This is a genomic window from Gaetbulibacter aestuarii, assembly GCF_039537665.1.
In the GTDB taxonomy this organism is placed as follows: domain Bacteria; phylum Bacteroidota; class Bacteroidia; order Flavobacteriales; family Flavobacteriaceae; genus Gaetbulibacter_A; species Gaetbulibacter_A aestuarii.
This window is the reverse complement of record NZ_BAABAY010000002.1, coordinates 666,587-681,801: the sequence shown is the minus strand read 5'-3', so window position 1 is coordinate 681,801 and position 15,215 is coordinate 666,587. Positions and strand designations below refer to the sequence as shown.

Annotated in this window: 13 protein-coding genes; 5 read left to right on the top strand and 8 right to left on the bottom strand. The window is 36.7% G+C overall.

The window, feature by feature from the left end; all coding sequences use genetic code 11:
- The 4 genes from ABD682_RS11835 to ABD682_RS11820 form a co-directional block, all read left to right on the top strand.
- The coding region (locus tag ABD682_RS11835) for a T9SS type B sorting domain-containing protein (RefSeq protein ID WP_344741614.1) at positions 1–2,908 on the top strand (2,908 nt) is incomplete at its 5' end.
- An 8-nt stretch (positions 2,909–2,916) separates the two neighbouring features.
- Positions 2,917–3,837, top strand: a complete 921-nt coding sequence (locus tag ABD682_RS11830) for a PorP/SprF family type IX secretion system membrane protein (protein ID WP_344741613.1) — start codon at positions 2,917–2,919, stop codon at positions 3,835–3,837.
- Positions 3,838–3,849: 12 nt separating this feature from the next.
- Positions 3,850–5,772, top strand: coding sequence for an OmpA family protein (locus tag ABD682_RS11825; RefSeq protein WP_344741612.1), 1,923 nt, complete (start codon positions 3,850–3,852; stop codon positions 5,770–5,772).
- A gap of 22 nt (positions 5,773–5,794) precedes the next feature.
- Entirely contained in the window at positions 5,795–7,744 is a 1,950-nt protein-coding gene (locus ABD682_RS11820; RefSeq protein WP_344741611.1) for an OmpA family protein, read from the top strand.
- Positions 7,745–7,866: 122 nt separating this feature from the next.
- Here ABD682_RS11820 and ABD682_RS11815 read toward each other — a convergent pair whose 3' ends face one another.
- The 3 genes from ABD682_RS11815 to pdxH form a co-directional block, all read right to left on the bottom strand.
- Positions 7,867–8,010 (bottom strand): DUF5679 domain-containing protein, encoded by a 144-nt coding sequence (locus tag ABD682_RS11815; protein ID WP_344741610.1) that lies wholly within the window; start codon positions 8,008–8,010, stop codon positions 7,867–7,869.
- Between the two features lie 326 nt (positions 8,011–8,336).
- Complete coding sequence (locus ABD682_RS11810; RefSeq protein WP_344741608.1) at positions 8,337–8,828, bottom strand: CAP domain-containing protein; 492 nt, start codon at positions 8,826–8,828, stop codon at positions 8,337–8,339.
- A gap of 154 nt (positions 8,829–8,982) precedes the next feature.
- Positions 8,983–9,630: a pyridoxamine 5'-phosphate oxidase gene (pdxH, locus tag ABD682_RS11805; protein WP_344741606.1), complete on the bottom strand. Its 648-nt coding sequence runs from the start codon at positions 9,628–9,630 to the stop codon at positions 8,983–8,985.
- A gap of 93 nt (positions 9,631–9,723) precedes the next feature.
- Between pdxH and ABD682_RS11800 the strand changes: the two genes are divergently transcribed.
- On the top strand, positions 9,724–10,143 hold the full coding sequence (locus ABD682_RS11800) for a hypothetical protein (RefSeq protein WP_344741605.1): 420 nt from the start codon (positions 9,724–9,726) through the stop codon (positions 10,141–10,143).
- On the opposite strand, the gene ABD682_RS11795 is transcribed toward ABD682_RS11800, so the two are convergent.
- From ABD682_RS11795 to rpsA, 5 genes are all read right to left on the bottom strand, one after another.
- Positions 10,130–11,038, bottom strand: a complete 909-nt coding sequence (locus ABD682_RS11795) for a ribonuclease Z (protein ID WP_344741603.1) — start codon at positions 11,036–11,038, stop codon at positions 10,130–10,132. The two genes, ABD682_RS11800 and ABD682_RS11795, sit on opposite strands and share 14 nt — an antisense overlap.
- Positions 11,039–11,086: 48 nt before the next feature.
- On the bottom strand, positions 11,087–11,419 hold the full coding sequence (locus ABD682_RS11790) for a ribonuclease Z (protein ID WP_344741602.1): 333 nt from the start codon (positions 11,417–11,419) through the stop codon (positions 11,087–11,089).
- A gap of 6 nt (positions 11,420–11,425) precedes the next feature.
- Positions 11,426–12,352, bottom strand: a complete 927-nt coding sequence (locus ABD682_RS11785; RefSeq protein WP_344741601.1) for an aspartate carbamoyltransferase catalytic subunit — start codon at positions 12,350–12,352, stop codon at positions 11,426–11,428.
- A gap of 10 nt (positions 12,353–12,362) precedes the next feature.
- Positions 12,363–12,902 (bottom strand): bifunctional pyr operon transcriptional regulator/uracil phosphoribosyltransferase PyrR, encoded by a 540-nt coding sequence (gene pyrR, locus ABD682_RS11780; protein ID WP_344741600.1) that lies wholly within the window; start codon positions 12,900–12,902, stop codon positions 12,363–12,365.
- A 344-nt stretch (positions 12,903–13,246) separates the two neighbouring features.
- Complete coding sequence (gene rpsA, locus ABD682_RS11775) at positions 13,247–15,124, bottom strand: 30S ribosomal protein S1 (protein WP_344741599.1); 1,878 nt, start codon at positions 15,122–15,124, stop codon at positions 13,247–13,249.
- Positions 15,125–15,215: the final 91 nt, after the last annotated feature.

Below are 15,215 nucleotides of genomic sequence, written 5' to 3'. Positions count from 1 at the left end.
CACACTCGCTGATGAGACCATTACCTACTCCGGTTCTGATCAAACGGCACCTACAGGTACTGCTCCTGTTGGAGATACCAATGTCGATGTATGTTCGGCTGATGCACAAACCGTGTATCCGTTCGATCCTGTAACTGTAGCTGCAAACTATAGTGATAACTGTAATAACGTTACAGTAAATCTTACTGATACAACACAAACCGGTGATGATTGTAGCTGGACCTTAGTCTATACCTACAACGTGGTTGATGATTGTGGTAATACACTCGCTGATGAGACCATTACCTACTCCGGTTCTGATCAAACAGCACCTGTGATCGATAATACTAACACAAGTAATATTGAAATTGAATGTGGTGTTGGTGATACACAAACTGAATTAGAAGCCTGGTTGAATTCCAATGCTGGAGCAACGGCTACTGATACTTGTAGCAACGTAACCTGGACGAATGATTATGGTTCAGATACTTCTGTACAATGTGATAATGGCCCGATAACAGTTACATTTACTGCTACTGATGGCTGTGGAAATTCATCTACAACTACGGCTACATATCTTATTAAAGATACAACTGCACCAATTGTGGATAATGCTTCGGGTGATTTAGATGCTACTCTAGAATGTAGTGATGCCGATGGAATTGCTGCCGCTCTGGCCCAAGCACCAACCGCAACTGACGATTGTTCAACAGTTACTATTAACCTTGTTAGCGATAATACAACTACGGATCCGAATTGTCCTAATGCATATATTCAAGTTCGAATTTGGAACTTTACCGATGCTTGTGGTAATGTTTCTGCTGACTTTACGCAAACCATCACAGTTCAGGATACAACACCTCCTGCTTTTGCAGAGGCCTTACCTGCTGACACAACGGTTGAATGTGATGCTGTGCCTACAGCCCCAACACTTACAGCTACTGATAATTGTGGTGCTGCTGTAGTAACATACAATGAAGTTAGAACTGATGGTGAATGTCCTTCTAGCTATACCTTAGCAAGAACATGGACTGCAACTGATGCATGTGGATTAACTACTACGCATACGCAAAACATCACAGTTCAGGATACAACACCTCCTGCTTTTGTTGAAGCCTTACCTGCTGATACAACAGTAGAATGTGATGCTGTACATTCAGCCCCAACACTTACAGCTACTGATAATTGTGGTGCTGCTGTAGTAACATACAATGAAGTTAGAACTGATGGTGAATGTCCTTCTAGCTATACCTTAGCAAGAACATGGACTGCAACTGATGAATGTGGATTAACTACTGTTCATACACAAACAATTACGGTTCAGGATACAACACCTCCTGCTTTTGTTGAAGCCTTACCTGCTGATACAACGGTTGAATGTGATGCTGTGCCTACAGCCCCAACACTTACAGCTACTGATAATTGTGGTGCTGCTGTAGTAACATACAATGAAGTTAGAACTGATGGTGAATGTCCTTCTAGCTATACCTTAGCAAGAACATGGACTGCAACTGACGAATGTGGATTAACTACTGTTCATACACAAACTATTACGGTTCAGGATGTAACGCCACCTACGTTCGTTGAAACACTTCCAAATACCAACCTTATGGTGGAATGTGATGCTGTGCCTACGGCTCCAACTCTTACGGCTACCGACAACTGTAGTTCCGCTACGGTAACCTACAGTGAAGATAGAGCAGATGGTGATTGCCCTTCAAATTATACGTTAACCAGAACATGGACAGCTACTGACGAATGTGGTCTAACAACGGTATTCGTGCAAACCATAATGGTTCAGGACACTACTGCACCAAGCTTTGTGCAAAGTCTTCCTGCAGATATCACTGTAGAATGTGATGCCATTCCGGATCCTGCTGCCATTACAGCTACAGACAATTGTGGCGATGCAACAGTATCTGTTCAAGATGTTAGAACTGATGGTGAATGTCCGAATTCGTATACGATAACAAGAACCTATACGGCCATAGACGAATGTGGTTTAAGTACTGAACATGTTCAAACTATTACGGTACAGGACACTACAGCTCCTGAGGTGGCTACACCTTATGAAGAAATAGTAAACGCTAGTTGTTTTAACATTCCTGATGTTCCTCAATTAGACTTTACAGATAATTGTGCTGATAATGTTGCTGTAGAATTTAATGAAACCAGCACTTTTGATCCAAATTCTATTGATGATTATGTCATCACAAGAACCTGGACTGCAACTGATGCTTGTAGTAATGAAGCTACCTTCACACAAGTTATTAACGTGTCTAGAGATGAGATCATCACTGAAATTACTGCTCCGGACAGATGTTTTGACGACGGTATTTTAAACTTAACTGATCTTTTAGATCCGGATACAAATACCAATGGTACCTGGGAAATGATTTCTGGCGATACCGCAGCTACATTGAGTTCAGAAGGAGTATTTGATCCATCCGGTTTAGAGGTGAGCGAAACATTCTTACCAAGTGATGGTGGTATTGATTACGTTTTCAAATACACAACCACAGATGGAAGTTGTATCAATGTATATGATATTACGATGAATGTTAATGCCGATTGTGTGGTATTACCTTGTGGTGAAAATGATATAGAAATTTCAAAAGCGGTTACACCGAATGGTGATAGTATTAACGACTACTTCTACATCTCAGGAATTGATCTCTGTGGATTTGAAGCTGAAGTACAAATCTTCAACCGTTGGGGTGCACGCGTATTCAAATCAGATAATTATCCGTTAATCAATGAATTTGAAAAAGGAACACCAGCTCCAACAGGAAGCTGGGATGGTTCTTCCCCAAAAAGTTCAGTTGGTAATAATGGTAAAGTCCCAAATGGAACCTATTACTACATAATAACCCTAAAAAATAGTGGATTGAACCCAATTACAGGTCCGGTTTACTTAGGAACCAAATAATTTAACCTATGAGAAGTTTTAAGTTTAACATCATTGCTTTTGTATTGCTCCTAAGCGGTATTGGATTTGCCCAGCAAATGCCACAGTTTACGCAATACATGTACAATACGATTTCTATTAACCCTGCATATGCAGGAAGTAGGGAAGCCCTAAGTATTATCGGACTTCATAGAAGTCAGTGGGTTGGATTTAAAGGTGGCCCTATTACCCAAACCTTATCCATCCACTCGCCTACCCGAAATGATCGTGTTGGTGTAGGATTGTCATTTATTGAAGATGATCTTGGTCCTGAAAATTTCACCTATTTATATGGCGATTTTTCATATGCTATTCCAGCAGGTCAGGAAGGAAAACTGGCTTTCGGTATTAAAGGTGGTTTTACTCAATATAGTCTGGACGATGATTTTCGTAATTACGAAAGTTTCGATCCCACGATTTATGGTATTGAAAACCGTTGGTCTCCTAATGTTGGCCTTGGAATTTACTACACCACAAACCGAATTTATGCCGGACTATCCGCTCCACGTATTCTAAATACGGATAAAAACACTAAAAATGGTTTTGAAGCTATAGATCGTATCAGTTATTATCTAACTGTAGGTGGTGTTTTGGATATTAGTGAAAATACTAAATTCAAACCTACCACGCTTGTCAAAGTAACCAATGGTGCTCCGCTTTCATACGATTTAACGGCGAACTTTTTGTTCTACGAAAAATTTTGGATTGGTGCCTCATATCGAATAAATTATCAAGCTGAGGCCATCGGCGGTATTGTTGATTTCCAAATTTCGCGCCAATTACGTGTTGGTTATGCTTATGAAAAACCCATATCTCCAATTGCCAGATTTACCTCAGGGACGCATGAAGTATTAGTTATTTTCGAATTCAAGTTTATGAATTCTAAATTGAAGTCACCGCGCTATTTTTAAAAAATAGGTATCATGAAATTTAAAGATTTTAAGCTTTTTTGCATTGTGATTCTGATAAGTTTCACGGCGTTCTCTCAACAGGGAAAGCAACGCCGCGCAGATACTTTATTTAATAAATTTTCATTTGTTAAAGCTGCGAAGGTATACCAGGAACTTGTTCAAAATAATTACAATAAGGATTATGCCATGAGGCAATTAGCCGATTGCTATACCTTTTTGAGGGACCCCAGAAATGCAGCGCGTTATTATAAAACCGTTGTAAAACAGGAGCATGTTCCTATTGAGTATTACTACAAATATGCCCAGGCCCTACGTGGTTTAAAAAAATATGATGAATCTGAGGAATGGTTAAAACGTTACAAGGATTCAGGAGGCGTGGTCAATAAGAATGATTTCTCGAAAGATGCAAATTTTATTTCTTCCATCTTTACCGCCAAGCAACAATATTTTTTGGATCGCGTGTATTTCAACTCGAAATTCAGTGATTTTGGAGCTTTCGAACAAAACGGAAAGGTATATTTTACCTCCTCACGTGATGAGGGTTTAGGCATCAAAAGACTTTATGGCTGGAATGAACAACCCTTTCTAGATGTTTATGTAACCGACGCAAAATCTAAGAAAAACGTGGATTACAATAATAAGCTTCCTGGTGATGTTAATTCCGTTTACCATGATGGTCCCGTAACCATTACAAAAGATGGTCAAACCATGTATTTTTCCAGAAACAACTTCAATGAAGATATAGAAACGAAAGACCGAAAAGGACTCACCAATATGAAAATCTACCGCGCTCATTTAGTTGATGGCAAGTGGACAAATATTGAAGATCTTTCTATAAATGGCAATAGCTTTTCGACGCAACATCCGGCATTAAACAACGATGATACACGACTATATTTTGCCTCTGATAGAAAAGGAACACTGGGAGGTTCTGATATCTGGTATTGTGATATCAATCCGGATGGAACCCTTTCCAATGTAACCAATGTTGGTCCTATTGTTAATACACCAAACGCCGAAGGATTTCCATTTATTAATAACGAAGGTGTTTTATTCTTTTCTTCCGATGGCCATGTGGGTCTGGGTTTACTGGATATTTTCGCTACCATAAAAGGAGAAAATGAAGATGAGATAGCCAGCATCATAAACCTGGGAACGCCGGTAAACTCAAGCATGGACGATTTTTCATTTTTTATGAATCCCAACGGTATTACAGGTTATTTCGCTTCAAATAGAAAAAACGGTCGTGGTAGTGATGATATTTACGCCTACCATAGAGAACCTGAATTACATGTTGAGGGCGTGGTAACTGATGCTATTAATACCAAACCTATTCCGTTTGCAAGGATAACCTTGTTCAACGATAAAGGTGAACAGGTAGCCTATATGGAAACGGATGAAAAAGGTTATTATCAAATCAATATTGATCGTAATCAAGACTATAAAATCGTTGCTAATCAGGATAAATATATTGACGATTATAGAACATTCACATCAAAAAATATTCAAACGGAGCTTACTAGCATTCGCGCTAATTTATTATTGAATCCAAAGCCAAACGTAGTAAAATTGGCCGAACTCAATACGATTTATTTCGACTTCGATAAATTTAATATTCGTCCGGATGCGGCGAAAGAATTGGATAAAATTGTTGATCTGATGACCAATAAATATCCTGATATGGTGATTCGCATTGAATCGTATACCGATCCTCGAGGTACGGAATCTTACAACGATAAATTATCTGTAGATCGTGCTAATTCTACTTATGAATATTTAATTTCGAATGGTATTGATCCTGCTCGAATTACCTCTCATAAAGGGTTTGGTGAACGCAAATTAATTACCATGGATTGTGGCGATGATAAAAATTGTAAAGAAGAACAATATCAATTAAATCGTCGCACAAAGTTCATTGTGGAAAAAATGGAATAAAAAACTAATAAATATCTTTTTTGTGAAGCAGCCTAAACGTACTACTATTCAAGATTTATCTCATTTTCACCTAAAGTTACTTTTGGTAGTTATGGTGTTTGTAAGTCATTTTTCATTTGCGCAAAATGGCGCACAAAAAAAAGCAGATCAACTATTCGATAAATTTGCATTTGCTGATGCTGCCACAGCATATAAGAAATTAGTAGATAAGAATTATAATGCTGATTATAATACACGACAATTAGCTGATTGTTATGCCTTTATGCGTAATCCGGATAGTGCCGTAGTATATTATGAAAAGGTTGTTGAACAAAAAAATATTCCTGTAGCCTACTACTATAATTACGCTCAAGCCTTACGCGGTGTAGAAAATTATAAAGGCTACCGACAAAATATGCGTCGCTTTAAAAAGGCCGGCGGTTTTGTAAACGATACGCATCTAGAAAATGATAAAGATTTTTTAAACGTTATTTTTAATGCCAAACAAAAATATTTTTTAAAACCCGTAGGTCTGAATTCTAAATTCAGTGATTTTGGCGCTATAGATAATAATGGAAAAGTTTATTTTGCTTCCTCTAGAGACCGCGGTGTTCTTGTGAAAAATATCTATGGCTGGAACAACGAGCCATTCCTGGATATTTATGTTACCAATAGCATTTCTGATTCTCTGGTTGACCAAAAAAATAAAATAAAAGGCGATGTTAATACGATTTTTCATGAAGGTACACTGAGCATCACTAAGGATGGAAAAACCATGTATTTTTCTCGAAATGGCTTTAATAACCAGGTTTTGAGTGAAGATGCTGAAGGCATTACCAACTTAAAGATTTATAAAGCATCGTTTGTTGATGGGAAATGGACAAATATTGTTGAATTACCATTCAATAGTGCAAATTACTCAACATCACATCCGGCATTGAATTCTGATGAAACCAGACTTTATTTCGCCTCAAATGGTCTCAAAAGTTATGGAGGAAGCGATATATTTTATGTAGATATAAACGCTGACGGCACTTACGGAAAACCTGTAAACGCAGGACCTATAGTTAATACACCAAAAAATGAACGTTTCCCCTTTATAAATAGTGAAGGCGTTTTATTTTTTGCTTCCGATGGCCACCCGGGATTAGGTTTACTTGATATATTCGGAACTGTTCTGGATAAAAATAAAAATATCACTCAAGTATTTAATCTGGGTGTACCCGTTAACTCAAGTAAAGATGACTTCTCATTTTTTATGAGTCCAGATGGTCTTACCGGCTATTTTGCTTCCAATAGAACTGGTGGTGTTGGTGGAGATGATATTTATGCCTACAAAAGGATTCTTCCTTTAAAATTAGAAGGTTTTGTTACAGATAAAAAAGCAACACCTTTAGCTAATGCCACAATTGAAATTTTTGATAACGATGGTAATGCGTCGGCTCAGGTAGTAACTGATAGTCTCGGAAACTTCGCAATTAATATCGATCGTGAGGTAAATTATAATGTTACAGCAAAAAAGATGGATTTTCTGGAGGCCTTTAAATTAGTCTCAACTAAAGGTGTTCCGGAAACGGAAACTAAAATTAAGGTTAACTTTGTTCTGGAAAAAGAGCAAAAAGAATTACCATTTACAGAATTATATCCTATTTACTTCGACTTTAACAAATATAATATTCGCGAAGAAAGTACCAATGAATTAGACCGTATTGTAAACCTGTTGATGAATGTTTACCCAAGTATGGTTATAAAAATTGAATCGCACACGGATTCCAGAGGAACAGATGCATACAATCAAATTCTCTCTGAGGAGCGTGCTCAAGCTACGTATGATTACTTGATTAAAAATGGCGTGACTCCAGATCGTATTGAAAGTTATAAAGGTTACGGTGAAACCAGATTAGTAAACAATTGTAATGGTAAAATTCGCTGTACCGAAGCACAACATCAACTTAACAGACGTACTCAATTCATTATTATTAAAATGGAATAATAAAGAATTAGGTATAAAAAAACGCTTCCACTAAAAGAGAAAGCGTTTTTTTAAACACTAATGAATTGTAATAAGATAAACGCAAAAATAAAGGGAAGTTAAAAACTTCCCTTTTTATTTTTTTAGGCTTTACCCAAAATTCTAAACATTCCTGTTCCGCAAGTTGGACAAACGCCTTTCATTGCCTTTCTTCCATTTTTCATGGTTACTTCAGCGGCATTTTTGATTTCCTTTTTGTCCTTACATTTTACACAATATCCTTCCATAGTATAATTATTAGTTGATTTAAGTTAATGCTTTAAAGGTATAGTATTATTTGAAGGATTACAAATAAAAAATAAAAGCATTTGGGGTAACACTAAATTTTAACTTATTTGCTTCAATTCAATTTGGCCCTAATAACTTAATTTATAGTTATTTAAATTAGATTGTGAAATTGGTCTAAAAACAAAAATCCTCCCAATTATTTGGGAGGATTTCATACCTAAAGCTAAATTCAATAACAATTAAGTTATCAATAATAACCTAAAAACGTCCTACTTAAACGACATTAGAAAGGTTATGTTTTCGTGCTTTTAATCAAAAAAGCATCTTATTTTTTTATAAATATATTGGTGTAATACCACTTACCTTCACTATTTTGCTCTGCCGATATATCGAAATCCGTAAAATCACCTTCGATATTCGCTCGGTGTGAGTCACTATTTACCCAGGCATTTACCAGGGATTGTGCCGAGGTATAACCGTAGGCCACATTTTCCGAAACGTTCGTGGCTCCGGCGTTTTCTTTTAAATACGCACTGCGCTCATAAAAATTATCATGATTAACCTGATTGATTTCAACCATATAATCAGTATGCGTTTCTGCTACTGACTTAATAATGTTCATATTATTTAAAGGGCTTAAACCTTTAGAAGTACGGTACTCATTGATCAGGTTTAACGTTTCAACCTCAATGGGTTTCGTTTTTACAACCGTTGTTTTTAGTTCTAAGGTGTTAGGAGCAGCTTCCAAACTATCTGTAGAACAAGAAAACCCCGAAATTGTAATTGCTATTAATAAGGAGAGTTTTACTAGCTTCATAAGTAGGTATTTTTTGGGTCGCACTCAAAGTTAATATCTACTTAGAAAAAAAAGAATTATTTGACGATAAAATCGATAAAGAGATGCATTTTATCCGATTTTTATGCTTTTCATCGATATTTTAAAAATGATTTGTAGGCTGAATAACATATATTTACGGTGAAAGCCTATCTATCTTCCAAAAATAGTCATCATTTAATTTATATCTTATCCGGTCATGTAATCTGTTAGGGCGACCTTGCCAAAATTCTATTTCCACCGGTTTTACGATAAAACCACCCCAGAATTTTGGCCTTGGAATTTCGCTTCCTTTATATTCTTTTTCTAATGCTTCTAATTTCTTCTCAAGGTCTTCCCTACTTTCTATCACCGCACTTTGATTTGATACTATGGCTCCTAACTGGCTTCCTCTTGGGCGTGATTCAAAATATCCGTCACTTAAATTATCAGCTATTTTTTCGGCCTTACCTTTAATTATAACCTGCCGCTCCGCTTTTTCCCAGAAAAAAGATAAACACACGTTGGGATTAGCAGCAATTGCCTTTCCTTTCTCACTTTCATAATTAGTGAAAAAAATGAAGCCTTCCTCTGTAAATCGTTTTAACAAAACCACTCTGCTTTTTGGATAACCATCCAAACCCAAAGTAGAAATTGTCATAGCATTTGTTTCTTCACCGTTAAAGTGAGCATCTACTTCGTAAAACCATTTCTGAAATAATTCCAGAGGATTTTCAGGCACTTCACTGAGTTCCAGAGTTCCTTTATCGTATACTTTTCTATAATTACTTAAATCGTTTTCCATAGGTCTTTTTCATAATCTTTTTTTGGCTGCTATTCGTATCTACTTCTAAACATAGATTTTTGTAAACCAAATACAATCTCCAACAAAGTTACTATGAAATTTGAAGATTCAGAATATTTTGAGCATTTAAAACCGCATGTGATTAAAATGTCGTTTGGAACATTTTATTTATGTGATCTTTTTTTTGTGTCTGAATTAAATGAAGGCATCCATTTTGATTGGGATAAAATCCAGGCTGTAATAAGCGAACTTTTTAAATATTATGGTGAAGATTCTCGTATAGGTTACATTCCCAACCGGGTAAACTCCTATTCTGTTAATCCTCATTATTGGGCCCGGGTAGATAAACAATATAATATTATCGCTGCCAGTGCCATTGTTTATTATAGCTATTCCAATGCCATCAATGCCGAAATTGAAGAACGATTTTACAAAAAGCCCATGAAACTATGCAATAATCTTAATGAAGCTATTTCCTGGATGCTGGATTTAGAAGTTCTTAAGAGAAATTAAAAACTCTCCCGTCTTTACTGAGTTTTACGGATTTAAATACCGTTTCTGCTTCTTTTTTAAAGAGATCAATAGAATCATAACGTGTTGAATAATGCCCAAGGAGTAAGGTCCCTACATGTGCGCTTTTAGCGATTTTAGCCGCTTGTGTTGCGGTAGAATGTTTGGTTTTTTCCGCCAAATGCTCGTGTTTATCTAAAAAAGTTGATTCGTGGTACAATACATCTACCCCTTCAATTATCGGAACAATAGTTTCCTTGTAAACCGTATCGCTACAAAAGGCATATGATTTTGGTTTTTTAGGGTCTAATGTTACTGAAGTATTCGGTATGATTTCCCCATCCTCATTTTCCACATCAAAACCCTGTTTCAGTTTTTTAAAATAGGCTTTATTGATATTGGCGCTTTTAGCCGCTTTTACATCTAGTTTTCTATCACCTGGTTTTTCTTTAAAAAGGTATCCATTGGCATAAACGCGATGTTCTAATGGAATGGTGTAAACCTGAACCTTGTCGTCTTCAAAAATGAGTTCAGATTCTTTTGAGGTCAATTCATGGAAATACAGGTTATAATTCGTCCACGAATCAGCCAAACGCATTTGTAGGGTTACCACCTCTTTGATGCCTTTTGGACCATAAATATGAAGATCGGCCTCTCTGGTTAATAATCTAAACGTTGAAATTAAACCTACCAGCCCAAAAAAATGATCGCCGTGCAGATGGGAGATAAAAATATGCTTTATGCGATTAAATTTTATTTTATGACGTCGGAGTTCTACCTGAGTACCTTCACCACAATCAATTAAAAACATGTGGTTGTTCATTTCCAAAACCTGCGCCGTGGTATTATTCAAGGCTCGTGGTGTAGCACTATAACATCCTAAAATCGTTAATTTCATATCGGTTTAACTCTGTTGCATTTTTGAATTCTCGTAAAAATTAATTTTTTAGAATCCAAGGTCACGTTCCATTTCTTCCATTTCAATAATATCAAAAGCCTCCTGCATCGTTGGAACTACAATGAGTTCGTCGGGCACCGTATTCAAATCTATTTTATCGGTTACTATAACAAAGGAATGTTTAGATTTTCGGTGTTGATTCGATAATTGTAAAAATTCAAGGATATCCTCCAAAATCAATGGCCGCAATGAGGTTAAAGATATAACAATATTATTGCCTTTGAATTTTGGATAAAGCGATTGTAATTTTTTCACCAATTCAATAATAGTCGCTTTTTCCTGAGTGATAATAGACGTATTATCTTTTTGATCAATAATCATAGGTTCTTATTTAATTTTTGATGCCAGCAAATAAATAACAGCCATTCGCACCGCAACACCATTCTGCACCTGATCAAGAATGATCGCCTGATCTGAATCTGCCACATCACTAGTTATTTCAACACCACGGTTTATGGGGCCGGGGTGCATTATGGTTATTTCCTTATCTAAGGAATCGAGGATCTCTTTTGTAACTCCAAATTGCTGCGTATATTCTCGTGTTGTTGGAAAATAACTAATATCCATACGTTCGTTTTGAACACGTAACATATTTGCCACATCGCACCAATTCAATGCTTTTCTAAGATTTGTTTCTACTTTAACTCCTAAAGTATCAATATATTTTGGTAAAAGCGTTTTGGGGCCGCATACCATTACTTCAGCACCTTGTAATTGTAAAGCAAAAATATTGGATAAGGCTACCCTACTATGAAGAATATCGCCTACAATAACTACTTTTTTTCCGGCCACTTCTCCCAATCGTTCGCGAATAGAAAACGAATCTAACAAGGCCTGTGTAGGATGCTCATGCGCCCCATCACCGGCATTAATAATACTCGCTTTTACATGATTGGATAGAAATACTCCGGCTCCCGGATTAGGATGTCGCATCACAATCATATCTACTTTCATAGATAAAATATTGTTTACTGTATCGATAAGCGTCTCTCCTTTTTTAACAGAAGATTGTGCCGAAGAAAAATTAATAACATCAGCTGATAAGCGTTTTTCTGCAAGTTCGAAGGATAGTTTTGTTCGGGTAGAGTTTTCAAAAAATAAATTAGCAATCGTAATATCACGTAAAGACGGTACTTTTTTAATGGGACGATTAATAACTTCTTTAAAATGATCGGCGGTTTCAAAAATAAGCTCGATATCCTTTTTATTCAGATATTTGATCCCAAGTAAGTGATTGACACTTAATTCACTCATGCTTTTCTTTTTATTTTTCTATTAAGTAAACGGCATCTTCCTTGTCATTTTCCATCCAGTTTACCTTTACTTTTTCATCATTTATAACATCTACCTGGCGCCCTTTATAATCCGGTTGAATTGGTAAATGGCGACTAAAACGTCGGTCGATTAGGGTTAAAAGTTCGATTTCTTTAGGGCGTCCAAAGGATTGAATAGCGGTTAGAGCCGCACGAATACTACGTCCTGTGTATAATACATCGTCAATAAACACGACGTTTTTATCTTCAACTAAAAAGTTAATATTCGTTTTATTGGCTTCCAGGGTTTTATCGCCACGGCGGAAATCATCGCGGTAAAAAGTAATATCCAATTGCCCTAATTGAATATTCTTTACCTTATAATCTTCCTTTAAAATTTTAGCTAAACGGTTGGCTAGATAGATACCTCGGGGTTGTAAACCTATAAGCACTGTATTTGAAAAATCGTGGTGTCTTTCGATAAGTTGACAAGCCAATCGATGTAGAATGATGTTTACCTCTTTTGCGTTAAGTAAAACTTTTTGACTCATAGACTTCCCAAACGTGTTCGGGTTACAAAGGTAATGCAAAAATTTATAAGAATGAATAGGTTTGTAAAGGAAAGGTTGGTTTTGTTATTCATATGGTTTTCCAGGTTGTAGATTCCCGCCTTCGCGGGAATGACAATCATAGAGAGACAAAGTCAGATCCATATTATTCGTCATTACGAGGAGCGCAGCGACGTGGTAATCTTTTGAAATGAAGTAATTCTATTGATGAGATTGCCGCGCTTTGCTCGCAATGACGGATGTTATTCCTGGATGTGCTCGTAATGCCGTACAAAAAAAGCCCTCAGTTTCCTGAAGGCTTTTTTACTTATAACTTTAAAACGTTACTACTCGCTTTTTTTAGCTTTTGTAGATTTTTTCGCTTTAGTTGTTTTACCGTCCATTTTGTCTTTAAGCGCTTGCAAAGCATCGTTGGCATCACCTAAAGTTGGTTTTGCTTCAGCTGCTGCAGCTTCGGCTTTCTTAGCTGCCTGCTTAACGATCTTAGCCTCTTCTGCTCTAAAAACAGCTGTATGAGACGCTACGACACGCTTAAATTCTTTACTGAACTCGATGATCTTGAATTCGGCTTCTTCACCTTTCTTAAGTTTAGAACCGTCTTCTTTCTCTAAGTGACGCGTAGGCACGAATGCCGTGATGTCATCATTGAATTGTACAGTTGCACCTTTGTCTACGATCTCAGAAATAGCCGCTTTATGCGTTGTGTTTAAAGCGAATTCTTCTTCGTATTTATCCCAAGGATTTTCTGTAGTTTGTTTGTGACCTAAACTTAATTTACGTCCTTCAACATCTAACTCTAATACAATCACGTCTAATTTATCGCCTACAGCGCAGAATTCAGATGGATGCTTGATTTTCTTAGTCCAGGATAAGTCAGAGATATAAATCAATCCGTCAATACCTTCTTCTAATTCAACAAAAACACCAAAGTTTGTAAAGTTTCTCACGATACCTGTGTGCTTAGATCCTAATGGATATTTCGAAGTAATATCAGTCCATGGATCTGGTGTTAATTGCTTAATACCAAGTGACATTTTACGATCTTCTCTATCAAGTGTTAAGATAACCGCTTCAACCTCGTCTCCTACAGAAACAAAATCTTGCGCAGAACGTAAATGGGTAGACCACGACATTTCTGATACGTGAATTAATCCTTCTACACCATCAGCAACTTCAATAAACGCACCGTAATCCGCGATAACAACAACTTTTCCTTTCACTTTATCTCCAACTTTTACGCTGTCGGCTAAAGCTTCCCAAGGATGTTTCGTTAATTGTTTTAATCCTAATTGGATTCTGGATTTATCTTCATCGAAATCTAAGATTACCACATTCAATTTCTGATCTAACTCAACGATCTCATTTGGATGGTTGATTCTTGACCATGATAAATCGGTAATGTGAATTAATCCGTCTACACCTCCAAGATCGATAAATACACCGTAAGATGTGATGTTTTTAACAACACCTTCTAATACCTGACCTTTTTCTAACTGACCGATGATCTCTTTTTTCTGTTCTTCAATATCGGCTTCAATAAGCGCTTTATGAGAAACTACTACGTTTTTGAATTCATGGTTGATTTTCACCACCTTGAATTCCATAGTTTTATTTACATACTGGTCGTAATCACGGATTGGTTTAACATCAATTTGAGAACCTGGTAAGAAGGCTTCAATACCGAATACGTCAACGATCATACCTCCTTTAGTTCTGCATTTTACAAAACCATTCACGATTTCACCGGTTTCGTGAGCTTTATTAACACGATCCCAAGCTTTGATTACTCTGGCTTTTCTGTGAGAAAGCACTAATTGTCCGGTAGCATCTTCACGCACATCAATTAATACTTCTACCTTATCACCAACTTTTAAATTAGGGTTGTAGCGAAATTCGTTTAAAGAAATAACACCTTCAGATTTAGCGTTGATGTCGATGATGGCATCTCTATCCGAGATATGCACAACAGTTCCTTCAACAACTTCGTCATCAAGAGTGTCTACGAAATTTTCTTCTACTAATTTTTCAAATTCTTTAAGTTGTTTATCATCAACCTCATCAATACCTTCCTGGTAATTGTGCCAATTGAACTCCTTTAAGAATTTTTCAGGGTTTTTTTGAGCTTCCGAAGGTTGCGGAGCCTCAACAGTTGTAGCCTCAACCGTTACTTGGTCTTCAGCTGTATTTTCTTTTTTTTCAGCCATGTGCTGATTAAGATTTGTATTCCATGTCTTTCAAGAATTCTCGCGATTAAAACACAGAAGCGTTAAAATACATTTTTGTCGTTCCTTTTTT